Origin of the sequence: Litorimonas sp. (genome assembly GCA_029936425.1) — a bacterium.
Lineage (GTDB): Bacteria > Pseudomonadota > Alphaproteobacteria > Caulobacterales > Maricaulaceae > Litorimonas.
In genome coordinates this window covers 284,779-305,901 of the sequence record JAPYSU010000003.1, presented here as the reverse complement: position 1 = coordinate 305,901, position 21,123 = coordinate 284,779, and the positions used below count along the sequence as shown (strand labels likewise).

Genomic DNA, 21,123 nt, shown 5'->3' with positions numbered 1-21,123 from the left:
GGAGAAATGCCCGCGAAAAATGCGGCTTCGTTCTTCCGCGTCCGTGATTTCAGAAGGCCCGGTTTTCAGGATCGTCATGACGTATGACTTCATCCCGTATTCATCCGCGCCGAGCTCTTTTGCGAGTGCCGCGTCATATTTTGGCGGACCCGAATAATAGGCCGCCAAACTGCGGAACATATCGATATTATCATTGATGGAGGTCTGTCCGCTTTTGCCGGCTTGTGCGAAGGTCCTGTGCGCGGCGTTTTTGGCGATGACCATATTCGCCTTGGGATTCACATAGACATATTGTCCATAAATACCGACGGCGAAGAAGTCGCCTTCATGCGGCCCTTCTTGAGGCATGGGCACCCACCACTGATAGCCATAGCCCGTCCCGCGGTCCTGATGGAGGACAGGCGAATGATTGGTCGTGGAATCTTCGACCCAGTCAGCCGGAATAAGCTGCTCTCCGTTCCATTCCCCGTTTTGCAGAAAAAGCTGCCCAAATTTGGCGTAATCCCGTGTGGTGAGATTGAGCCCGCCCAGCGCAAAAGCCGCGTCATAGCCATCCGTCAGATAATAAGGCGCTTGCTCAAATCCCAGATTTTCGCCGTAGGTTTCTTCAAAAAGCTGATGCAGAGATTTCCCGGTGGCTTTGCGGAGCGCCATAGCCGCGACATGGGTGTCGATGGAAACATATTGCCAGTTTGTGCCTTGTTCGAATTCACGCTCCGTCAATCCAGCCGCGAATTTGTCCATGGATTTGCCGAGGCCCAGCACCCGACCCATTTTATTGATGTCGGAGTCCGGATCCATATAATCTTCGTCAAAGCGCACGCCGCTGCTCATATTCAGAATATTGCGCAGGCTGACCCCTTCATAGGCCGAACCGGTCAGTTCAGGCACATATTTGTCGGCCGGGTCGTCTAGACTTTCAATCTCGCCGCTGGCCAGAGCTTGCCCGTAAAGTCCGGACATAAAGGATTTTGCGACCGACCAGCTAATGCGGCGGTCATCGGCGTCTGTGCCTTTATAATAGCTTTCGTGTAAGAGCTTGCCGTCTTTGATAATCACGAGCGCCGTCGATTCCAGCTCTTCCAATATCTCTGACAGCTCTCGTTCCTCTCCGGCAATCGTCACTGTCTCCGGAAGAGTCTCCGTCTCTTCGGGCCAGAGAAATGGCGTCTCGCCAATTTTCAGATTATGGTGCAGGAAGGCCGCGTCCATATGAGAGAAGTTCTGAACAATTTTATCTTCGTCAAACAGGGAATTGACTGTCGCCAGTCGTTTTATCTTTGTGAAGTTCAACGCCAGTAAAAGCGCAAGGATCGCGATGATCCCGATGACAATCCGGATAAACCACTTCATATTCTTCCCCTTTGGCCGTCTTTCAGCCTTCCCCGTCAATCTGTAACGCGACCCGCGCTGCCGTCAATCCATCCTGCGCCGAAGCGCTAACCGGGCTTCCGTCCAGAACGGCGGAGATGAAGCTGTTCGTTGCCGCGCCGAGACTATCAGCGGCGGATGGATCGTCCCCGAAAGCAGCGTTTAAGTCAAAGGGTGTGTCGTGTTGCAGCGTTTTCGCTGCAAAATCTATCAGCACAGTTCCGCTTGGATATTTCAGTGTCATTTGACGGCTGACGCCCTCCTCGACCCGACTGGCAGACAAGATAGCGGTGCCATTTGAAAAATTAAGTTCCGCCCGGGCCGTATCCGGTGTTTTTGACTTTATTGGCTCTGACGTACCGGAGACGGAGTTCGGGGCCTCCCCCATCAGAAAACAACATAAATCTATATCATGTGTCATGAGATCGAGCGTCACGGATGTATCTGTGCCGCGCGGCGAATAGCCCGTATTTCGAACGGCAATAATATGAGTCGGCGCTTCAGTCACTTTATCCAAACCAATAGCGCGGGCCACAAACCGTTCCTGATGACCGATTTGCACGACGAGATTTTTTTCTTGTGCAAGGGCGGTAATCCGCTCGGCCTCTTCGAGCGACGTGGCGATTGGTTTTTCTATCAAGGCGTGGCAATCCGCTTCCAGGGCGGCCATGGCCATCTCTCCGTGATAGCTCGCCGGACACGCAATAATGACTGCCTGTGCCTTCGCAAATAAATCTAAGGAGGTTTTATAGGCTTCCACGCCGTGCTTTTCCGCCAAGGCAGACGCTCTTTCGGAGTCAGGGTCGAAGACGCCAAGAAAGTTTACGCGTTTATCCGACGCTAATTTATTGGCGTGATACCCACCAAACACGCCGGCTCCAATGAGCCCGACTTTGAGATTTTCAGCTTCCATAAGACGTCTTTGAAGGGTTTTCTTGTCCTTGTCAGTAGAGAATCACTTTGTGTCGATTCTCCGAGAATTTAGCAAATCGGACCTATTCGAGTTCAAAATTTGAGGGGTTTTCGGGATAATCCCCAAAAAAACGCCCGAAAACCCCCATAATACCGTGTTTTTAGTGACAGTGCGTCTAAAATAGTTACGGTAATTCCTACGGAGTCCGACATTTCGAGCGGATTCGATAATTCATAAAGGGAGATCCAAAATGAACAAAAAAGAACTCGTAAGCGCAATTGCCAGCCACACTGATTCCACTCAGGCGGCCGCCGGTGAATTCCTCAACGCTTTTTGCGAAGTTGTTGTCAGCGAAATGAAAAAGGGTGACGGATCAACTGTTGCTATTCCTGGCTTTGGCCAGTTTATCGCCAAGCATCGCGCCAGCCGCGAAATGCGCAACCCTGCCACAGGCAAAATGATGATGAGCAAAGCGAAAACCTCCGCTCAGTTCAAAGCGTCTGCGGCGCTCAAAGACCTTTAGGACTTATTAAAAGTTAGGGTATGAGACCGGCTTGGAGCCTTCCGAGCCGGTTTTTTTGTGGGGTCTATTTCGACCGGAAGCCATTTATATCTGATTGGGTTTAAGTTTTTCGAAGGGGTAAAAATGAACCAAAAGACATCAGACACTATCGTCGGACTGGATGACCTTGTTGAAGACTTGTTCGGGATGAATATCCGAAGCTTCAAAACAATTTGGGTGTTATTTTCTTCACCTAGGCAATATTTCGTTGCGGCCAAAACCCCCGCCTGGATGAATTTATATACGCCCTCCACCCGGTTATGGCTTGGCCTGATGGCCATCCTGATTGCCCTGCAATTCTTCTGGGCCAAACCAGATGCGGCGTTCATGAGTAATCTTGCTGCAACTTTACAAACTGGATTGGCCGATGCAGCCACCAAAGCCGGATCCTCAGCAGATTTTGCAGCCTTTGATATGAAGGGCGAATTACAAAAGGCGATGAAGCTTAATTACCTCATCTATCCTTTTGTCTTCGTCTTTATCTTTTCAATTTTCGCCTGGATTTACAGAGCATGGGGCGAAGTTCTCTCTTTTACAGTAAGATTAAGGTATGTATTTGCCGTCATAGTTCCCGCCTCTGTCATTGGCCTTGTGACAACGCTTGTGACTCCGTTCCTCACGGCCACTCAACTCCCTTTATTCTCGGTCGTTCAAACTATCGTCATTTTGGGACTATATTTTCTGACCGGCTTTAGGGGCGCATTTGGACATATGGACAAAGGCGAAGCCTTCGGAAGGTCAATCGTGTTAGCGATAGGAATCTTTATTACACTGACAATCGCTCAGATCATATCTTACGGTTTGTCTTTCGGGATCAGCTTACTTCCAGCGGCAGGCGACTTTATACAAAGCGGCCTGCCTTAAACCAATCTAACTCGCCATACGGGCCAAGTCTTCTTTGCGGTAGCTCCGAAGCTCCTCGGAAATCTGGAAGGCCAGCTCCAGTGCCTGGTTGGCATTGAGGCGCGGATCGCAATGGGTATGGTAGCGGGAGGACAGATCCTCTTCCCTTATCATCTTAGCCGAACCGCCAAGACATTCCGTGACGTCCTGTCCTGTCATCTCGAAATGCACGCCGCCTGGCCAGCACCCTTCGGAGTGAAGGACTTGCATAAAGCTTTTCACTTCCGACAAGATATTGTCGAAAGGCCGGGTTTTATATCCTGACGCTGTCTTGATCGTATTGCCGTGCATTGGGTCACATGACCAGACGACGTGACGTCCGGCGCGTTTCACAGCGCGCGCGAGGGATGGCAAACCCTTGGCGACTTTGTCATGGCCATAGCGGGCAATCAGCGTCATCCGTCCCGGTTCATTTGACGGATTGAGCACATCGAGAAGTTTCATCAACTCATCCGGCTCAAGCCCCTCACCGACTTTCATGGCGATCGGGTTTTCGATACCTCGGAAGAATTCAACATGAGCGTGATCAAGCTGACGCGTCCGGTTGCCGATCCACAGCATGTGGGCAGAAGTATCGTACCACCGCCCGGACGTAGAATCGATCCGAGTCATCGCCTCTTCATAGCCTAGAAGCAATCCCTCATGGGACGTATAGTAATCTGTCTGAGCCATTTGAGGTGTGCTTTGCGCTGTGACGCCGCAAGCCGACATGAAATCAAGAGCATCGGAAATCTTATCCGCCATCCTCTTATATTTTTCATTCGTTTCTGTGCCTTCAACAAATCCCAAATTCCATTTGTGAATATTCTCAAGATTGGCGTAACCCCCGGTCGAGAAGGCGCGAAGTAGGTTAAGCGTAGAGGCGCTCTGGCCATAGGCTTTTAAAAGCCTCTCCGGATCCGGCATGCGGCTCTCAGGGGAAAATTCCATGCCATTGATGTTATCCCCGCGATAGCTCGGCAGCGTTATCCCATCCCGCACTTCAACAGGCGAGCTTCGCGGCTTACCAAATTGACCGGCAATTCGGCCGACTTTAACGACCGGCTGCCCGGCGCCATAAGTCAGGACAACGGCCATTTGCATCATAATGCGGAACATGTCGCGCAGATTGTCGGGGTGAAACTCTTTGAAGCTTTCGGCGCAGTCGCCGCCCTGCATCAAAAATGCTTTTCCCATAGCGACCTCACCAAGGCGCGCTTTCAGGCGGCGGGCTTCCCCGGCAAAAACGAGAGGCGGATAGCCTTTTAAGGTGGACTCGACTGACGTGAGAGCCTCATTGTCCGGATAATCATCCGGAATATGTAAAGCGGGAAGTCCGCGCCAGCTTGAAGGGGTCCATCTTTTCTGAGTCATGGTCATAACTTTATCATTTGGCGGTCATGGCAATTCATGTCCGCGCGGCTTATCAGGCTTACTATATTTTGACTAGAGTGTCTTTAACATCATTGCGACAGGCAATAAGGCAAAATATCACGCTTCACTGTATATTTTTTGACAGGAGAGGTTATTTTTACCTCTTGAGAATGCCGCCTTGAAATAAAGTTGCCCTCTAAGAGAGGCGGACATGATACACTATTCTTTCAGTGCCGCCCTGACATAAAGAGAGCCTGTATAGACGGATAATATAGCCGCCAACCAAAGGCAGGTTAGTCCGGTCGCCTTACTCATTGAAACGATATCTGGAATGACATTATCGATTGGCAGATAGCTCTTTGCCAGAATCCAGATAATAAGAATGGCAATCGCCAACATCTCAAATGCTGTTTTCCATTTCGCTAATTTTGTCGGAGGCATGGCCCGACCTGCTAGAGCGGCGTGCTCTCTCGCCCCGGATACGAGAATGTCTCGAAAAACGATGGCAAGCGAAGGAATAAGGAATATTGGGTTGCCAAGCGCCGCAATGGAAAAGGCAATGACGCAGCCCGCAACCAGGAGTTTATCGGCAATTGGGTCAATCATACGCCCGAAGCCGCTAACGACATTCCATTTGCGCGCGAGATACCCGTCGAGAAAATCCGTCAAGGCCGCCAGGATAAATAAGCCTAACAGAACCCAGGCTTTGGCTAAAAATAAGTCCCACTTAAACGCAAGTGATAAAATTCCAGCAATAAAGAGGGGCACACTTAAAATTCGGGCAATCGTCAGGACATTAGGCACCCAGTATAAAGAATGACGATCACTCGGTTCTGTGGCCACAGGATCAACGAGGGAAGGATCGTTTGGAGGTGTATCAGACATTAAGCATCATTCGCTGTAAACTTGGTTCGGAAAATACGTATGGCCGACGCGACGCTAAGCGCAGCGGCGAGCCAAAGAAAAAGCTCTCCAAAAAACCAGACCCAGGGGGACCCTAGATTCAGCAGTCTCGCAGGGTCATCCTCAGCTCGAAAGACATCCGTAAATTGAGAGAGCCAAGGCGCCGCTACAAGCGTGCAAACCGCCAGAATGGACAGACCTACTTTTGCATTAGATAATTTATTATCAGGCAAGCCAAATTGGCGAAGTTCCCGGCCTTTCAACAAGGCTACGGCCAATTCTCTTAAAAACAAAATCACCACCGGAACGGCAAATGTCCACGTCAGTATCCCTTCTCGAACTATCACGATAGACAAAGCCAGCAACACGCCAAGTGTGAGCACAGTATCCGCGATGTCATCAATCCATCCATATTTACGATACGCAGAACGGGACGCGCCGCCTAAATAATCATCAAGGACATCGGTCAGGGCCGCAATCAGAATTAAAATAGAGGCAAACACGGCCATTTTAATATCTGGCCATGTCGCGATTATAATCGCCATAATAACAGGCGTAATGAGCAGGCGAATAAAGGTTAGCCCATCCGCAAAAGCGCCGCCCGCCTGCTTCGGGGACATTTTTGACGCTTTCTGCGATGTCAAACTCTCCGGTTTTGGCATGGATACATCTCCTTGCCTTGGTCTAACAGCTATCTTTCATGAAAGTAATCATAAATCGTTCGCGCCATGGCAGAACTTACGCCTTCCACTTTTGCAAGGTCTGCGGCAGAGGCCCCTTTGACGCCTTTTGCGGAGCCGTAATGCGCTAGGAGCGCCTTCTTTCGGGCGGGCCCGACACCTGGAATTCCGTCCAGCGGATTGGTTTTCATTGCTTTCTTGCGGCGCGCGCGATGTGTTCCGATGGCGAATCTGTGGGCTTCATCCCGTAATCGCTGAAGGTAATAGAGAGCCGGCGTCCGAGACGGCAGGCTGAAGACCTCGCGGCCATTCATGAAAAAGTTTTCGCGTCCCGCATTTCTGTCCGGCCCTTTCGCAATGCCGACCAGAGTTGTGCGTTCCAGAACGCCCAATTCACGCAAGGTCTCCGTCACGACAGAAAGCTGCCCCTTCCCGCCATCAATCAAAACGAGATCAGGCCACTGCAAGCTGTTATCCTTAGCCAGTCTTGAGAAGCGGCGGCGGAAGACCTCTCGCATCATGGCGTAATCATCGCCCGGCTCTGTCTCGGTATCCTTGATGTTGAACGTCCGGTACTCACGCTTCTGAAATCCTTCCGGTCCGGCCACGATGAAGGCGCCAATCGCGTTTGTGCCTTGAATATGACTGTTATCGTAAACTTCAATCCGCTCCGGCGGCGCTTCCATTCCAAAGATTTCCTGCAGTTCCGACAGCAATTTTGTCTGCGACGCGGTTTCGGCAAGCTTTCGTCCCAGCGCCTCTTGTGCATTGGTCACCGCCTGCCCGACGAGCAATTTTTTCTCGCCTCTCTGCGGCCTGATGACGTCGATATTCCGGCCGGATTGCGCCGAAAGCGCGCGTTCGACGAGATCGTGATTGGGAAGATCCTCACTTACGAATATCTGTTTCGGAATGGGTTTGTTATTATAAAATTGAGCGATGAAAGCTTCCATAACTTCTGCATTGCTCTGTTCTTTGGCGTGGCGCGGAAAATGACAGCTATTCCCCCAATTCTGTCCCGCGCGGAAAAAGAAGACCTGTATGCAGCTCTGCCCGCCTCCGGAATGCAGTCCGATAACGTCGCCATCAGAAAAAGTGGTGGGGTTGATGCCGCTAGAATTCGTCGTGACCTTTGACATAGCCTGAATTCGATCCCGGAGCTCCGCCGCCTTTTCGTAATCCAGTTCTTTGGCGGCGGCGTTCATTTCCTTTGACAGACGTTTTCGCAGGCTGTCGGATTTTCCTTTCAGAAAATCTTCGGCATCAGAAATCAAATCGCCATAGTCTTTTAAAGAAATCTCGCCCGTACAGGGGGCGGAGCAGCGCTTTATCTGATGCTGGAGACAAGGGCGCGTCCGGCCCTCATATATGCTGTCGGAGCAATTACGGAGGCGAAAGGCTCTTTGTAATGTGTCCAGAGTCCGGTTTACCGCACCTGCACTGGCGAAAGGGCCGTAATAATCGCCTTTGATGTTGCGCGCGCCGCGATGTTTATTCACCTGCGCGGCGGGATGATCCTTTCGCACCAGAATATAGGGAAAACTTTTATCGTCCCGCAGCAGAATATTATAGCGGGGTTTCAGGCGTTTGATCAGACTCGCTTCGAGCAAGAGCGACTCGGTCTCAGTTTCGCAAACCACAAATTCCATTTCGCTCGTGGCGCGGATCATGCGGCGAAGCCGGGTGGGGTGACGATCATATTTTGTATAGGCGGTGACCCGTTTTTTAAGGTCCTTAGCTTTGCCCACATAAAGCACGCTGCCATGCTCATCCATCATGCGATATACGCCGGGTTTGTTCGGAAGCCGGCTCACATAATCGGCAATGCGGTCCGGCCCGACGAGCGGTTTCGCTTTCTTTTCAGACCTGTCTGAGTCGGAGGAAGACATGCCTCTTAATTAGGCATTGTCTCCGTCTATCGCAAATTGTTCGAGCACGGAGAGCTGCACGCGCTCAAGCGCAATCTGGTGAGTGGCGGCAAGAACCACCTTTGGTGCCTTTCCCGCTTTATGCGCCTCGCGCCACCGCTCGAGACAAAGGCACCACTGATCACCGGCTTTCAATCCCGGAAAGTTGAAGCGCGGCATAGGCGTGGTCAAATCATTGCCTTGAGCCTTGGAATATTCAAGAAATTCGTCTGTCACCACCGCGCAGACGATATGGCGGCCGCGATCGCTCGGTCCAGTTTCGCAACATCCATTGCGGAAAAATCCGGTCATAGGATCTGTAGAACAGGGCTCAAGAGGCTTACCCAAAACGTTAAGGCTGTCCGTCATGTCCGGCGTCTCAGAATTTCTACGCCCGCCACTTCCGCCTTGAGTAAAGCCTGAGGCTTGGAAATGCGCACGGCGCAGCTCTGCACTCTCGGATCATACCCCAGAGCCCAGTCTGCAATTCGCTCTGCCAGAGTTTCCACGAGCTGCACATGGGCTTCCAATGCAATCTCCTCGGCTTTTTCGGCCACAACACCGTAATCGAGAGTTTCATGAAGGCGGTCATCTTTTGGCGTCTCCATGCCCGTCATATCCAGTTCAATATCCAGAATAATGGGCTGAGTGGCTTCATATTCATGCGGATGAACACCGATAGACGCCAGAATTTGTAAGCCGCGAACAAATATCCGGGTGGTAGGCTGCACGGCCTGTCTGTCGCGGAGGCGACGGTAAATAGAGGAAGACTTCAACATTTCAATCCTCACCTATCATCATATCCGGTGTTTCCCAGCGTAAATGTTGTCCGCTATCCACGGCAAGAAACTGCCCCGTCACGGAGCGGGCTTCGAGCAGATAGCGCGCCGCCTGTAATAATGTTTCCGGCGGGGAGCCATGTCCGAGTAAGGTTTCTGACGCTTCCTTTTCAAATTCGTCTTCAGTCTGGCCACTATTTTGCAAGACCGGCCCCGGCCCTATGGCGTTCACTCTTACTTTTGGCGCAAACGCCTGCGCCATTGTCATCGTCGCCCAGTGTAGAGAGGCTTTGGATAGTGTGTAGGTAAAGAATTTAGGATTGGGTTTGAGAACGCGTTGGTCAATCAGATTTATGATGGCGCCGCCATCTTCTGCTTGGTCGGCAAAATGTTGAGACAGTATGAGGGGCGCCCGAAGATTTGCGTCCATATGAAAATCATACGTCGCGCGAGAAAAATCTCTGGCCGTATCTTTCTCAAATGTGGAGGCATTATTTATAAGAGCCGTTATCGGGCCGCCTGCTACGTCCACAGCCCTTTCAATCAAAGTGTCGCATTCCTGCGGTACAGACAGATTTCCCTGTACGGTAAAAGCCTGGCCGCCCGACTTTCTTATTTCCGCCGCAAGTTTATCGGCCTTCTCTTCGCTCCGAAAATAATGAATAATCACGGCCCAGCTATCGCCGGCCAATCCTCTGGCCAAGGCAGCGCCAACTCTCGCCCCGCCGCCGGTTATAAGGACTGATTTACGCATCAGGCGTCACAACATAACGAGCACGTTCCCCGCAAGAAGGCCGCCCGACTTCGACGCAAACGAGCCCCCCGAGTTTTGGAGCCAGACGTTCGAAAATCCACATCGCTATTTGTTCGAGGGCGGGCTGTTCCAATCCTTCAATTTCATTGAGAAGACTATGATCAAGCGGTTCAACCACTTCTTTCACGATGGTTTCAATTTTCCAAAGGTCGCGAATCCAGCCTTTATCGGATTGCGGATCACCGCGCAGGACGACTTTGCCGTAAAAGCTGTGGCCGTGAATATGTTTGAACAGGTCATTGGCGTCCGGATGGCCAAAGTAATGGGCCGCTTCAAACTGGAAGTCTTTTTCGATTTCAAGATAAGAGCTCATACGAGACCCGGTTAAGACGACTTAAATCATGCTTCTGGCGATCGCCAAAAGATAGAGAATATAGGCCGCGGTAAAGATAAATCCAGTTTTACGGCCAATCGGTTTGCGCGTCAGGACAAAAGCCAGAAGGGCAAAAGTAGCGGCCAGCATAACCCACATATCAAAGACATAAAGATTACGCTCGACAACAACATCCCCTGCCATGGCGGCAGCGCCCATAACGGCAAGTGAGTTAAAGATGTTAGACCCCAGAACATTACCTAGCGCCACTTCTGAATGGCCCCTGTAAGAGGCAATCACAACAGTCGCAATTTCAGGCAAGGAAGTTCCGATGGCGACAATTGTGAGTCCGATAATGGTTTCAGACACATTGAACCCGACAGCAATTTGTTGCGCGTGCTCAACGATCAACCATCCGCCTAACACCAAACCTATCAGGCCAAAAAAGACCCACGCCAGGGAAACAAAAAGATTAACCGGCAATCCGCCATGCCCTTCGTCGAGCTCTGACATTTCTTCAAGAATTGGATCATTGGCACCGGCGCGGGCCAAAATGAACATCCAGACGAGGTAAATAAGAATTCCGGTGAAAAGCAAAGCGCCCTGCCAGAAAATCATCGGGTTATGAACAAACGCTAGCACAACGAGCGCGACAGTCGATAGGAGGCAGAAGAGACTGTTACGGGCCACACCGCTAACATTGGTCGGAATTGCCATAATTATGGCCGGCAAGCCGAGCGCGAGAAGTATATTGGCTATGTTAGATCCGACCACATTTCCGATGGCGAGCGTCCCGACACCGTCCAAAACGGCCTGGACGCTGACCACCATTTCAGGGGCAGACGTGCCGAAAGCAACGATCGTGAGTCCGACAATCAACGCCGGAACGCCCCAATGCCGCGCCAAGGCCGCTGCGCCGCGCACCATAAAGTCGCCTGAGACGAGCAGGACGACAATGCCTAGCAGTAGTAATCCGAAGGCAAGAAACATAGCTTAGTTCATAATTTCGGGGTTAATCGAAACGTCTGTAATCAAGGAAGTTGAGAGCGCCGAAAACAATAATGACAAGACCAAAAGCAAATAATGCCGGATCCATTGTGAACAGGCCGAAAACGCTGATACCGGCTTGGATAAGTGAAAACATAAATTCCGTCCCAAAATATGAGCAAACTGCGCGGCAGCCACCCGTCTAAACATTAAGTCGGTCTATAAACGGCTTAATCTCAAATGCCAACTGCGCTATAGAGTCATTACAGTAAAAGAGGAAGATGAGTCATGGCAAAGATTTTAGGGGTTGGAGGTGTTTTCTTACGCTGCAAAAATGTAGAGGCTTACCGGAATTGGTGGTCAGAGAAAATGGGATTGGATATTACGGATTGGGGCACTTTTGAATGGGAGCGCAAATCAAACTCTCGATCTATGCTTAGCCCATTTGAAGATAAGAGCACTTATTTCGCCCCGTCATCAGAGAGGGTCATGATAAATCTCCAGGTCGAAGATGTTCCAGCCCTGATTAAGCGGGCCAAAGAAAACGGAGCCACAATTGTCGGAGACATTGAGCCCACGGAATATGGAGTTTTTGGTTGGTTTATAGATCCTGAAGGATACAAAATTGAACTTTGGGAGGCCCCTCCCGCATAATGAAAAACGGGCCTTGAGTGTCAAAGCCCGCTCTTATTATTGGTCTCCGCCATTGCGCATAACGGAGACCTCCACATCTGTTATAACAAACAGGGTCGCGGGACACCGCAAACCCTGCTTGCCTGGATATATCAAGCCCACATAATATCCATATTTAAGACTGCGTTTTCACACAAAGCGTTCCCCAAAATCCGCCGAAACGGACATGTCCAGGCAATGCCTGTACCTATCTTACCGTGGTAAGAACAGGGCGCCCACAAACATAACGTCAGACAAGTTTGGCGATACTTTATGCCAGTCTTTTGTGAGTTCAAGCTAAAGGGATAGCTCTTACCCACGATGTGTAAAATGCTGTTTTTATTCGAAAAAGTCCTGTTGGATGACTGATATTTTTCTTAGGTATTTCTTAGGTTGCATGTTTTCAATGTATTTTGTATCAGGTTGTAAATGCCTTTATTAAACCCGAGCCCTTTCAATTAACTTATGCTGCTAAAAGCCCCTTTTCATGAAAACGGCAAAGATAGGACAGACGCATATTGACTTTGAAGCCCTCACGATTGAGGGGTTTAAAGGACGGACATCTGTGGAACCAAAGGTCATGAAGCTACTTCATGTTCTGGCCGAAAAACCAAACACCGTTTTTACCAGAGAAGAGCTTATCACAGCGGTTTGGGGCGTCGATTTTGGCGGTGATGAACGGCTGTCTAGAGCGATCTCATTGCTTCGTAAAGCTTTGGGAGAACAAAAGGGATCGCGCCGGTATATCGAGACGATCTCAAGGCGCGGCTATCGACTAATCGCTACGGTTGAAGACACATCACACAAGGGCACATCAGATATCGCCTTTCCTAGCGATCTGACGGCCTCCTCTAATCCTCCTCCAGATTTTCCTACCGCTTTCCAATCAGACCAAGCAGACGTCCCCTCGCAAAATTCAAGTAAACGAACCCCTTCCTTTCTAAGATCGATTCGAAGCTACCTGCATAAACAAAAGCGAATGACCTGGATTGGAGCGGGCGCGGCGGCTGCGACCACGGTTTTCTTTGTAATGGGTATACAGGCTTCCCAACCTCAAAACCTCCCTGTCAATGAGAGCATGCGACAGGGTCTTCACAATATTCATTATTTTTCTCATCCCGGCGCCATCGACGGCGCGCAAGAATTGTTTTCAAATATTTTAGCCAAAAATGAGCAACATGCCGGCGCCAGCGCAGGTCTCGCCCTCTCTCTCATACGGGAATATACTTCCGAAGAATCTGACCCGGCTTTGTTGAAGCAAGCCGAAGGCGCCGCCCGCCAGTCTTTGGAGTATAACGATCAGCTCGCCTTGGGCCACATTGCTATGGGGTGGGTTAAAGAGTTTCAGGGAGACTTCGACGAAGCGCTTAATCATCTGAATAAAGCTGACATTCTGGATCCGAATAATGCCCTTACCCTCGAAAGCAGATTTCGAATTTCCGGTCAAAGAGGAGATTTCAAGGGCGCGGAAGATATCCTCAACCAAGGAATAGCTCTGTATTCAGACGATCCGATATTTCCAAGTTACGCGGCCGATATGTATACCTATCTGGATAGACTTGATGAAGCCGAGACAATGGCGCGAAAATCCATTTCTCTCGATCCTGAAAACTCCCGCAGTTATTCTCAACTGGCCCAGATACTCCACCGGCAAGATCATACTGTAGAAGCGATTAAAGTTTTGCAGGATGGCTTAAAAATTCATCAGAATGCATCCCTTTACAATAACCTCGGCACCTATTTGTTTTTCCAAGGTCAGTATGAAATGTCGGCGGGCGCGTTTGAAAAAACTTTAGAGCTTGATGGCAATTCGCACTTTCCTCTCTATTGGGCCAATCTCGGTGATGCCTATCGCTGGGTCCCCGGAAAGGAAAAAGAATCGCGGCAAGCCTATTTGAGAGCCCTGCAACTCTGGGAATCTGAACTGGAAGTGTCACCGGAAGACTTTAACACTCAAAGCCGAATGGCGTTGTATAATGCCAAAATCGGAAGAATACAGAAGGCGAAAACTTTTCTCGAAGAGTTAGAAAGAATGGAAGATCTCAATTCCATTTATTACTACCGCGCATTGGCGACCGCAGAGATTTTGGGGAATAGAGAATTTGCTCTATCTATGTTGGAAAAAGCGCTGCAGGCAGGTTATCAAAAAACGGAAATAGAGAATGATCCGGAATTGAAGGATTTACGCGAAGACGCCAATTATCACCTGACCATGGCCAGTCTTGAATAGTTCTAATCCCTAAAACTTGCCTCACAAAACCTTTTGAAGAAAAAACCTCATGACAGACTATACTTTAGAAATTGAATTCGATGTAAACCAAGTGACGCGAAGCTTGCAGTATAAGTTCACCTCGCCCGAGGGCTCTCCTGAGATTCCGGAAGGCGCCCTTGCCGGAACTTATCACTTCTCGGCCGGCGATACGCTCGGGTTCAAATTAACCGCCACAGGCAAGGCTACTGACGAGATCGGCGTGTCTGTCACGGATTGTACAATCATCTCAATCGGCACGTCCAGTATTGGAAAGTTTGACCTCTCGCCTTTCAGCAAGGAAAGCGCTGCTATAAAAGTCGATCATTGGGGACCGCCTTCCATTTCCGAAACTGAACCGGACAGGGTGAAGGTTATTATAGAAGGTGATATGACGCTGCCCATCATTGCCGAAAATGGACAATGGAAAATATCGGGCTACCTATCTGCCGGACTTCGCATTGCGGGAAAAACCTATAACCGCCTGTTTTATTTCGACCCCGAAGGGTCAACAGGTAATGGCGGCGGGCATAGCTTCCCTTAACCGCTACCCCAGAAAAGACAGAGGCGGCGCTGTTTTCGGTGGGGCGGAGAGAGAGAACCGCATAGTTACCGAAAAGAGCTACCGCCCTGCTACGTGCCCTAATTTGCAAAGTCTCGGATGACGGGGCGAATCAGGGGGGACGCACGCAAGTTTTGTTATAGAATAACACCGCTGAACAGAAACTGAACGAAGCTGTTGTCAGAGGTTCACCTTGGTGACAGCCCCGTAATGATGTGCCTCCAAGTAAAAAAGCCTCCGCAAGGGAGGCTTTCAATTCACAATCATATCCGGATCGAAACCGACATTAGGCGCCATCCGCCTTTAAGAAGATTTCTTGGATGTTCCGGAGGCTGTTTTCTTTGTTCCAGTCCTCGCCGTTGCTGACTTTTTTGCGGAACCAGATTTTGACGCAGAGACGGTTTTTCTGGGCGCCTTCTTGGCGGAGGCGGCCTTCTTGGCAGCTGGTTTCACGCCTTTATCTTGTTTCAAGGCTTCAATTTCGGCAAGCGCTTTCTCAAGGCGAGCCTTCAGCACTTCATGCTCATCCCGGCTCACCAGATCCATGTCGGCAATGAATTTTTCGGCCTGAGATCGCGACATGGCTTTAACTTCGTCGCCAACGCCTTTGAGCGCGCCGGCCGCATTTGTCAGGAAATTCGAAATGTCATCGAGGGGGCGGGATTTACTTTGCATCACAATGGCCTTTTAAACGGAGTTTCGCTTTGATTCATAGATAGGGACAGGTTACAGGTTTTTCCAGATGTTAGGGTCCAAGTTAATTGAGATTTTTTGGACGCATTATTTGGCAGGGTTTGCATGTTTCTGGCGTTGATTTCTGATTTTCAGGCAATCGTCTTCCCATCTTGGCTGAGTGACGAAGCCTTTTCTATAGGCCCGCTCTCGGTCAAATGGTATGGCCTCGCCTATCTGCTGGGCGTATTCGGAGCCTATTATTACGCCAGCCGGCTCTGCCAGCGTAAAGATATTTGGATCTCAAATCACCCGACGCGCGGCCCTGAAATCGTTCCCACCAAAATCATCTTGCAGGATTTGATGTTTTATTGCCTGCTGGGCATAATAATTGGCGGACGTCTGGGCTATATCGTTTTCTATTCCACCTCGACACTCTGGGAAACGCCTCTGGATATTTTGAAAGTCTGGACAGGCGGGATGAGCTTTCACGGCGGTTTCCTCGGCGTTGTTGCGGCTTGCGCCTATTCGAGCTGGCGGACAAAAGTGTCAAAGCTGCGTATCGGAGATATGGCGAGCGTCGGCGCGCCGATTGGCCTGGGTCTGGTCAGACTCACAAATTTCGTCAATCAGGAGCTTTATGGCCGCGTTACCGATGTGCCCTGGGGCTTTATTTTTGCAACAGCGCCTGACTCTCAACCCCGGCATCCAAGCCAGCTTTATGAAGCCTTCCTCGAAGGGTTTGTTCTCTGGCTCATTCTTCGAATCCTTTGCACAAGATTCAAGGCCTTGACCAAGCCAGGCGTCGTTTTCGGCGCGCTCATGTTCTTTTACGGTATTTTCCGGTTCAGCGTCGAATTCGTTCGAACGCCTGACAATATCCCGCAATTCGGAACCTACCCTCTCATCGGCGAGCTGACCCGCGGCATGGCTTACTCCCTGCCGATGGTCGTAGTCGGGGCCGCCCTCATGGCGTGGGCCTGGAAGCGCTCCCCCGTTTCGCCCAAGCGGATCGAAGAAGAGACGCCCTCCAAGACATGAGTACCCAGCTCGAAGACCGGATTAAGTCGCTCATAAAATCAACCGGCCCCATCAGCGTGGCCGAATATATGACGCTTTGCCTGCTTGATCCGGTGGATGGGTTTTATCCGACCCGCGACCCGCTTGGCAGCGCCGGAGATTTTATCACAGCGCCTGAAATCAGCCAGATGTTTGGCGAAGTGCTGGGCTTATTCGCCTTGCAAAGCTGGATGGATATGGGAAAGCCCAATCCGTTTTTTCTGATCGAGCTGGGCCCCGGACGCGGCGTCATGATGGCGGATATGCTCCGCGCGGCGTCTCTGGACGAAGATTTTAAAAAGGCTGTCCAAGTTGTTTTGATCGAAGCCTCCTCGGCGCTCGAAGCGGTTCAGGGGCAGACGCTCGGACATCTCGGATTCCCAGTGCAATGGGTTCAAAACCTCGAGGCGGCTCCGGCCGGGGCGTCTCTTGTCATAGGTAATGAATTTCTGGATTGCCTTCCTATTCGTCAATTCATTCAACGCGACCCTTTCGCCGGAAAAGACGGCTGGCATGAACGTCATGTCGGACTGGATGAAGAAGGTCGCCTTCGCTTTGAAATTGGCCCCGAGCCCATTGGCGCAACGGCCAAAAGCTTCCTCCCGGACGCGCAATCAGACGCCCGAAAGGACGAGTTACTGGAGACCTGCCCCTCTGTTCACCAAATCATCGAAACTCTCAAAGCTCGCTTTAAATCTCATCCGGGCCGCGCCCTTTTCATAGATTACGGACCCGAGGTCACAGAATTCGGGGATACGCTTCAAGCCCTGAAACGACACAAAAAGATTGGTGTTTTTGAGCTGCCGGGAGAGAGTGATTTAACCGCCCGGGTGGATTTTCAGACGCTGATTGAAACTGCGGCTTCACAAGAACTCTCAACTCATGGTCCGGTCACGCAACGGGAATTTCTTTCAAAACTGGGACTCGAAATGCGCGCCGTCGCCCTGGCCCGAGCCCAACCAGACTCCAAGGCCGTCATTGCGCGTCAACTCCACCGCCTGACGGACGAATCAGAAATGGGCGAATTATTCAAGGCGGTGAGTTTGCAGTCACAAGGGTTACCAACCCCATTAGGATTTCGAGAATGACCCCTCCATACAAGACTCATCCTGACCTCAACACTCCCCATGGTTTTTTCGGACGTCAAGGCGGCGTCTCGGAAGGGATATATGAAAGCCTGAATGCAGGGGAACGTTCGGAGGACAGCCCAATGGACATCGCCGAAAACCGCAAGCGTATAGCCGACGCCCTGCAAGCCGACCATCTCGTCAGCCTTCATCAAATCCATTCGGATCAAGTTGAAATCATCTCAGAGCCACCCTCTTCTCCTCTAAAGGCTGACGGCCTTGTGACGAAGACCAAAGGTCTCGCCCTGTCCGTTCTTTCCGCCGATTGCGGCCCGGTTTTGTTTGAAGACGCCGAAGCCGGCGTAATCGGCGTCTGCCATGCCGGGTGGCGCGGTGCATTGGGCGGCATCGTCGAAAGCACTGTCGCCGCCCTCTGCGAAGCTGGGGCGACTCCGGCCAATATCTCGGCGGTTCTCGGCGCCTGTATTAGCCAGCCCAATTACGAAGTCGGAAACGCGTTCAAATCAGACTTTATGGAGATCGACGAAACATTCGAACGTTATTTCAAAGATAGCGAAAAAGATATCCCGCATTTCGACCTACCGGGTTTTATACTCTCCCGCCTGAAGGCCAGCGGTGTTACGAAGTGCAGCTGGACTGGCGAGTGCACATACGGCAATCCAGACCTTTATTTCAGCTATCGCCGCAATACGCATGAGGGCGTAGAAGGCTATGGACGTAACCTTTCTGTCATAATCCTCAGGTGAATCACTTGTCAGCCCTAGACTCCCCCGAGCCTCCCGCTTAAGAGCCCCCTAACACGACCGAGCCTACCGGCATTTCGTTGCGGGCTCTTGATACGGAAAAAATCGTCATGAAACTGATCAGCGGCACGGCCAATGAACCCCTCGCCCGCGGCATTGCCGACGTCCTGGACATTCCCCTCACTGCAGTCGACATAGAGCGTTTTCGGGACCAGGAAATTTTCGCAAAGATTAACGAGAATGTGCGCGGAGAGGATATCTTCCTCGTTCAGCCGACCTCCGCCCCGGCCAATGACCATTTGATGGAGCTTCTCATTCTGATCGACGCGCTGGTTCGCGCCTCGGCTCAGCGTATTACGGCCGTCATTCCTTATTTCGGATATGCCCGTCAGGACAGAAAGACAGGCGGGCGCACACCGATTTCAGCCAAATTGGTTGCAAATCTTATCTCGAAAGCTGGCGCGCACCGAGTCCTCACTGTAGATCTCCATGCCGGGCAAATTCAGGGCTTTTTCGACATTCCGACGGATAACCTGTTCGGCCAGCCTGTCTTCGTAAATGATATTAAAGACCGCTTCTCTGCCTCTGATCGTGAAAAAATGCTGTTTGTGTCACCGGATACAGGCGGCGTCGTCAGAACGCGCGCTATTGCCAAAATGTTCAATGCCGATATCGCTATCGTCGATAAGCGTCGCCCCAAAGCCGGCGAATCGGAAGTCATGAACATTATTGGCGACGTCGCAGGCCGCAGCTGCATCCTGTATGATGATATCATCGATTCCGGTGGCACGCTCTGCAATGCAGCCAAAGCGCTCAAGGATCACGGGGCAAACTCCGTTTCAGCTTATATCACCCATGGCGTCCTCTCGGAGCCTGCTGTGGAGCGCATTACCAAATCCGAGCTGACCGAAGTCGTGATTACCGATACAATTGCGCAGCCCGACGCCGTCAAAGCCTGCCCAAAGATTCGCGAATGCACGACCTCGACCTTGCTCGGCGAAGCCATTCGCCGCATCGCCAATGACGAAAGCGTCTCCAAACTGTTTAGTTAAAGCGATTTGCAGGTGTTTCCGCCTGTATTTTTGCCTCATGCCCCCTTGCGCCCTCTCTCCGCTTTGCTTATAGAGCGCGCGACTTTACGCGTGTTTTGCGAGAGACAGATAAATGGGCCGCCCCGATGGCGGCTTTGTCTTTTTTAAGCGGCCCGCCGATTGACCATTAAAGGACGAAGACAATGAGTGTTGTTCTGGACGTAGATATCCGTAAAAATTCAGGTTCCGGGAATGCCCGTGCCACCCGCCGTGACGGCCTTGTACCAGGTATTGTATATGGAGGAGACGAAGCGCCAGTTTCTATTTCCTTCAAATATAATGAAGTCCTGAGGGCGCTCAACTCCGGCCAATTCCTGCAGTCCATGATCGAAATTTCGCATGATGGCAAAAAGCAGAAAGTTCTGACCAAAGACGTTCAGTTCCACCCTGTTAGCGACATGCCTGTTCACGTCGACCTATTCCGCGTGACCGACAAGACTATCATTGAAGTTGAAGTCTCTGTGAACTTCATCGGCGAAGAAGAGTCCCCTGGCCTGAAAGAAGGCGGAACGCTCAACGTTGTACGCCACGCTATTGAAGTGAAATGTCCAGCCGGTGAAATTCCTGATTCTATCGAAGCTGACGTTTCCGAAATGGACATCGGCGATACGCTTCACATGTCTGATGTGAAATTGCCGAAAAACGTCAAGCCCTCCATTACGGATCGTGATTTCACAATCGCAACACTTATCGCCTCTCGGGCTCTGATTGAAGAAGACGAGGAAGAAGCTGTTGAGGGCGTTGAAGGCGAAGAAGGCGAAGTCGCCGCCGACGAAGTTCCGACAGTTGATGAAGGCGACGAAGACTAGACTTGTTTTCGGTGTTTGGCAGACTGTTCGCTGGCAAACGGCGAACAGCGGAGCCTGACATGCAAATCTGGGTAGGTCTTGGTAATCCCGGCGGAAAACATGCCGGGAACCGTCACAATGTCGGTTTTATGGCGATAAACGCCATTGGCGATGATCATAATTTTTCCACGCCCAAGACCCAGTTCAAGGGTCTGGTCCGCGTGGGTCAGTTTGGCTCACAAAAAGTTCTGCTTCTCAAACCCACCACATTCATGAACGAGTCAGGCCAGTCCGTTCAACAAGCCATGCAATTTTACAAAGTGCCCTTGGAAAATGTGACCGTCTTCCATGATGAGTTGGATCTGGACTTTGGCAAAGTTCGCCTGAAAGTCGGCGGGGGCATTGCCGGTCATAACGGCCTTCGGTCTATCAAACAGCATTGCGGAAATGAATATCAGCGCGTGCGCATCGGTATCGACCATCCAGGGCATAAGGATAAAGTCCACAGCCACGTTCTCTCCGACTTTCGTAAAGATGAAGAAAACTTGCGGGACGACATTCTCAATGCTTTCGGCAAATATGCCGATCTACTCGCGAGCGGACAGCCGGATTTATTCCAGACCCGCGTGAGTGAATATATAAAACAATAGGCTGTCATTCCGCACGAAGCATGGCGAAGATGCGGAAGGTCGAGAGGTTGAGAGCTTCGGCCAGA

The 21,123-nt window shown here is 50.9% G+C and carries 24 protein-coding genes; 11 read left to right on the top strand and 13 right to left on the bottom strand.

Annotated elements, in window-relative coordinates; genetic code table 11:
• Positions 1–1,353: serine hydrolase domain-containing protein (locus ACN0IC_RS04780; protein ID WP_416877621.1), on the bottom strand; the 1,353-nt coding region annotated here is incomplete at its 3' end.
• Between the two features lie 22 nt (positions 1,354–1,375).
• A complete protein-coding gene (locus tag ACN0IC_RS04775; RefSeq protein WP_416877620.1) occupies positions 1,376–2,284 on the bottom strand; it encodes a Gfo/Idh/MocA family protein in 909 nt (302 codons plus the stop codon).
• A 250-nt stretch (positions 2,285–2,534) separates the two neighbouring features.
• Between ACN0IC_RS04775 and ACN0IC_RS04770 the strand changes: the two genes are divergently transcribed.
• Both ACN0IC_RS04770 and ACN0IC_RS04765 read left to right on the top strand, forming a co-directional pair.
• Positions 2,535–2,807 (top strand): HU family DNA-binding protein, encoded by a 273-nt coding sequence (locus ACN0IC_RS04770; RefSeq protein WP_416877619.1) that lies wholly within the window; start codon positions 2,535–2,537, stop codon positions 2,805–2,807.
• A 123-nt stretch (positions 2,808–2,930) separates the two neighbouring features.
• Positions 2,931–3,710: a hypothetical protein gene (locus tag ACN0IC_RS04765; RefSeq protein ID WP_416877618.1), complete on the top strand. Its 780-nt coding sequence runs from the start codon at positions 2,931–2,933 to the stop codon at positions 3,708–3,710.
• Between the two features lie 6 nt (positions 3,711–3,716).
• Here the strand turns inward: ACN0IC_RS04765 and ACN0IC_RS04760 are convergent, their stop codons facing one another.
• From ACN0IC_RS04760 to ACN0IC_RS04715, 10 genes are all read right to left on the bottom strand, one after another.
• On the bottom strand, positions 3,717–5,108 hold the full coding sequence (locus ACN0IC_RS04760) for a class II 3-deoxy-7-phosphoheptulonate synthase (protein WP_416877617.1): 1,392 nt from the start codon (positions 5,106–5,108) through the stop codon (positions 3,717–3,719).
• Between the two features lie 213 nt (positions 5,109–5,321).
• Entirely contained in the window at positions 5,322–5,987 is a 666-nt protein-coding gene (gene pgsA / locus ACN0IC_RS04755; RefSeq protein ID WP_416877616.1) for a CDP-diacylglycerol--glycerol-3-phosphate 3-phosphatidyltransferase, read from the bottom strand.
• Positions 5,987–6,667 (bottom strand): CDP-alcohol phosphatidyltransferase family protein, encoded by a 681-nt coding sequence (locus ACN0IC_RS04750; protein WP_416877615.1) that lies wholly within the window; start codon positions 6,665–6,667, stop codon positions 5,987–5,989. The genes pgsA and ACN0IC_RS04750 overlap by 1 nt, the downstream gene beginning before the upstream one ends.
• Before the next feature lie 29 nt (positions 6,668–6,696).
• Positions 6,697–8,574 (bottom strand): excinuclease ABC subunit UvrC, encoded by a 1,878-nt coding sequence (uvrC, locus tag ACN0IC_RS04745; protein ID WP_416877614.1) that lies wholly within the window; start codon positions 8,572–8,574, stop codon positions 6,697–6,699.
• A 9-nt stretch (positions 8,575–8,583) separates the two neighbouring features.
• Positions 8,584–8,961 (bottom strand): DUF2237 family protein, encoded by a 378-nt coding sequence (locus ACN0IC_RS04740; protein WP_416877613.1) that lies wholly within the window; start codon positions 8,959–8,961, stop codon positions 8,584–8,586.
• Positions 8,958–9,371 (bottom strand): dihydroneopterin aldolase, encoded by a 414-nt coding sequence (gene folB, locus ACN0IC_RS04735; protein WP_416877612.1) that lies wholly within the window; start codon positions 9,369–9,371, stop codon positions 8,958–8,960. The genes ACN0IC_RS04740 and folB overlap by 4 nt, the downstream gene beginning before the upstream one ends.
• A gap of 1 nt (position 9,372) precedes the next feature.
• Positions 9,373–10,125, bottom strand: coding sequence for an SDR family oxidoreductase (locus tag ACN0IC_RS04730; RefSeq protein WP_416877611.1), 753 nt, complete (start codon positions 10,123–10,125; stop codon positions 9,373–9,375).
• Positions 10,118–10,498, bottom strand: coding sequence for a 6-pyruvoyl trahydropterin synthase family protein (locus ACN0IC_RS04725; protein WP_416877610.1), 381 nt, complete (start codon positions 10,496–10,498; stop codon positions 10,118–10,120). The genes ACN0IC_RS04730 and ACN0IC_RS04725 overlap by 8 nt, the downstream gene beginning before the upstream one ends.
• A 21-nt stretch (positions 10,499–10,519) precedes the next feature.
• Positions 10,520–11,488, bottom strand: coding sequence for a calcium/sodium antiporter (locus tag ACN0IC_RS04720; RefSeq protein ID WP_416877609.1), 969 nt, complete (start codon positions 11,486–11,488; stop codon positions 10,520–10,522).
• A gap of 22 nt (positions 11,489–11,510) precedes the next feature.
• Positions 11,511–11,642 (bottom strand): hypothetical protein, encoded by a 132-nt coding sequence (locus tag ACN0IC_RS04715; protein ID WP_416877608.1) that lies wholly within the window; start codon positions 11,640–11,642, stop codon positions 11,511–11,513.
• A gap of 131 nt (positions 11,643–11,773) precedes the next feature.
• Here ACN0IC_RS04715 and ACN0IC_RS04710 point away from each other — a divergent pair, with 131 nt between their 5' ends.
• From ACN0IC_RS04710 to ACN0IC_RS04700, 3 genes are all read left to right on the top strand, one after another.
• A complete protein-coding gene (locus ACN0IC_RS04710) occupies positions 11,774–12,139 on the top strand; it encodes a VOC family protein (RefSeq protein WP_416877607.1) in 366 nt (121 codons plus the stop codon).
• Positions 12,140–12,644: 505 nt separating this feature from the next.
• Entirely contained in the window at positions 12,645–14,387 is a 1,743-nt protein-coding gene (locus tag ACN0IC_RS04705) for a tetratricopeptide repeat protein (protein WP_416877606.1), read from the top strand.
• Between the two features lie 49 nt (positions 14,388–14,436).
• A complete protein-coding gene (locus ACN0IC_RS04700) occupies positions 14,437–14,949 on the top strand; it encodes a hypothetical protein (RefSeq protein WP_416877605.1) in 513 nt (170 codons plus the stop codon).
• A gap of 321 nt (positions 14,950–15,270) precedes the next feature.
• Here the strand turns inward: ACN0IC_RS04700 and ACN0IC_RS04695 are convergent, their stop codons facing one another.
• On the bottom strand, positions 15,271–15,642 hold the full coding sequence (locus ACN0IC_RS04695; RefSeq protein WP_416877604.1) for an accessory factor UbiK family protein: 372 nt from the start codon (positions 15,640–15,642) through the stop codon (positions 15,271–15,273).
• Positions 15,643–15,765: 123 nt separating this feature from the next.
• Between ACN0IC_RS04695 and lgt the strand changes: the two genes are divergently transcribed.
• The 6 genes from lgt to pth all read left to right on the top strand — a co-directional run bounded on the left by lgt (position 15,766) and on the right by pth (position 21,058).
• A complete protein-coding gene (gene lgt / locus ACN0IC_RS04690; protein WP_416877603.1) occupies positions 15,766–16,680 on the top strand; it encodes a prolipoprotein diacylglyceryl transferase in 915 nt (304 codons plus the stop codon).
• Entirely contained in the window at positions 16,677–17,786 is a 1,110-nt protein-coding gene (locus ACN0IC_RS04685) for a class I SAM-dependent methyltransferase (protein ID WP_416877602.1), read from the top strand. The genes lgt and ACN0IC_RS04685 overlap by 4 nt, the downstream gene beginning before the upstream one ends.
• Positions 17,783–18,532: a peptidoglycan editing factor PgeF gene (pgeF, locus tag ACN0IC_RS04680; protein ID WP_416877601.1), complete on the top strand. Its 750-nt coding sequence runs from the start codon at positions 17,783–17,785 to the stop codon at positions 18,530–18,532. The genes ACN0IC_RS04685 and pgeF overlap by 4 nt, the downstream gene beginning before the upstream one ends.
• Positions 18,533–18,639: 107 nt before the next feature.
• The gene (locus tag ACN0IC_RS04675) at positions 18,640–19,581 is read left to right on the top strand and encodes a ribose-phosphate pyrophosphokinase (RefSeq protein WP_416877600.1); all 942 of its coding nucleotides are present in this window, start codon (positions 18,640–18,642) and stop codon (positions 19,579–19,581) included.
• A 182-nt stretch (positions 19,582–19,763) separates the two neighbouring features.
• Positions 19,764–20,429, top strand: a complete 666-nt coding sequence (locus ACN0IC_RS04670; RefSeq protein ID WP_416877599.1) for a 50S ribosomal protein L25/general stress protein Ctc — start codon at positions 19,764–19,766, stop codon at positions 20,427–20,429.
• Positions 20,430–20,488: 59 nt separating this feature from the next.
• Complete coding sequence (gene pth, locus ACN0IC_RS04665; RefSeq protein ID WP_416877598.1) at positions 20,489–21,058, top strand: aminoacyl-tRNA hydrolase; 570 nt, start codon at positions 20,489–20,491, stop codon at positions 21,056–21,058.
• Positions 21,059–21,123 lie beyond the last annotated feature (65 nt).

Bases quoted from the DNA above. Each gene is read 5' to 3' on its own strand.
- ACN0IC_RS04775 (WP_416877620.1), bottom strand. From the start codon at position 2,284: ATGGAAGCTGAAAATCTCAAAGTCGGGCTCATTGGAGCCGGCGTGTTT.
- ACN0IC_RS04770 (WP_416877619.1), top strand. From the start codon at position 2,535: ATGAACAAAAAAGAACTCGTAAGCGCAATTGCCAGCCACACTGATTCC.
- ACN0IC_RS04765 (WP_416877618.1), top strand. From the start codon at position 2,931: ATGAACCAAAAGACATCAGACACTATCGTCGGACTGGATGACCTTGTT.
- ACN0IC_RS04760 (WP_416877617.1), bottom strand. From the start codon at position 5,108: ATGACCATGACTCAGAAAAGATGGACCCCTTCAAGCTGGCGCGGACTT.
- pgsA (WP_416877616.1), bottom strand. From the start codon at position 5,987: ATGTCTGATACACCTCCAAACGATCCTTCCCTCGTTGATCCTGTGGCC.
- ACN0IC_RS04750 (WP_416877615.1), bottom strand. From the start codon at position 6,667: ATGCCAAAACCGGAGAGTTTGACATCGCAGAAAGCGTCAAAAATGTCC.
- uvrC (WP_416877614.1), bottom strand. From the start codon at position 8,574: ATGTCTTCCTCCGACTCAGACAGGTCTGAAAAGAAAGCGAAACCGCTC.
- ACN0IC_RS04740 (WP_416877613.1), bottom strand. From the start codon at position 8,961: ATGACGGACAGCCTTAACGTTTTGGGTAAGCCTCTTGAGCCCTGTTCT.
- folB (WP_416877612.1), bottom strand. From the start codon at position 9,371: ATGTTGAAGTCTTCCTCTATTTACCGTCGCCTCCGCGACAGACAGGCC.
- ACN0IC_RS04730 (WP_416877611.1), bottom strand. From the start codon at position 10,125: ATGCGTAAATCAGTCCTTATAACCGGCGGCGGGGCGAGAGTTGGCGCT.
- ACN0IC_RS04725 (WP_416877610.1), bottom strand. From the start codon at position 10,498: ATGAGCTCTTATCTTGAAATCGAAAAAGACTTCCAGTTTGAAGCGGCC.
- ACN0IC_RS04720 (WP_416877609.1), bottom strand. From the start codon at position 11,488: ATGTTTCTTGCCTTCGGATTACTACTGCTAGGCATTGTCGTCCTGCTC.
- ACN0IC_RS04715 (WP_416877608.1), bottom strand. From the start codon at position 11,642: ATGTTTTCACTTATCCAAGCCGGTATCAGCGTTTTCGGCCTGTTCACA.
- ACN0IC_RS04710 (WP_416877607.1), top strand. From the start codon at position 11,774: ATGGCAAAGATTTTAGGGGTTGGAGGTGTTTTCTTACGCTGCAAAAAT.
- ACN0IC_RS04705 (WP_416877606.1), top strand. From the start codon at position 12,645: ATGAAAACGGCAAAGATAGGACAGACGCATATTGACTTTGAAGCCCTC.
- ACN0IC_RS04700 (WP_416877605.1), top strand. From the start codon at position 14,437: ATGACAGACTATACTTTAGAAATTGAATTCGATGTAAACCAAGTGACG.
- ACN0IC_RS04695 (WP_416877604.1), bottom strand. From the start codon at position 15,642: ATGCAAAGTAAATCCCGCCCCCTCGATGACATTTCGAATTTCCTGACA.
- lgt (WP_416877603.1), top strand. From the start codon at position 15,766: ATGTTTCTGGCGTTGATTTCTGATTTTCAGGCAATCGTCTTCCCATCT.
- ACN0IC_RS04685 (WP_416877602.1), top strand. From the start codon at position 16,677: ATGAGTACCCAGCTCGAAGACCGGATTAAGTCGCTCATAAAATCAACC.
- pgeF (WP_416877601.1), top strand. From the start codon at position 17,783: ATGACCCCTCCATACAAGACTCATCCTGACCTCAACACTCCCCATGGT.
- ACN0IC_RS04675 (WP_416877600.1), top strand. From the start codon at position 18,640: ATGAAACTGATCAGCGGCACGGCCAATGAACCCCTCGCCCGCGGCATT.
- ACN0IC_RS04670 (WP_416877599.1), top strand. From the start codon at position 19,764: ATGAGTGTTGTTCTGGACGTAGATATCCGTAAAAATTCAGGTTCCGGG.
- pth (WP_416877598.1), top strand. From the start codon at position 20,489: ATGCAAATCTGGGTAGGTCTTGGTAATCCCGGCGGAAAACATGCCGGG.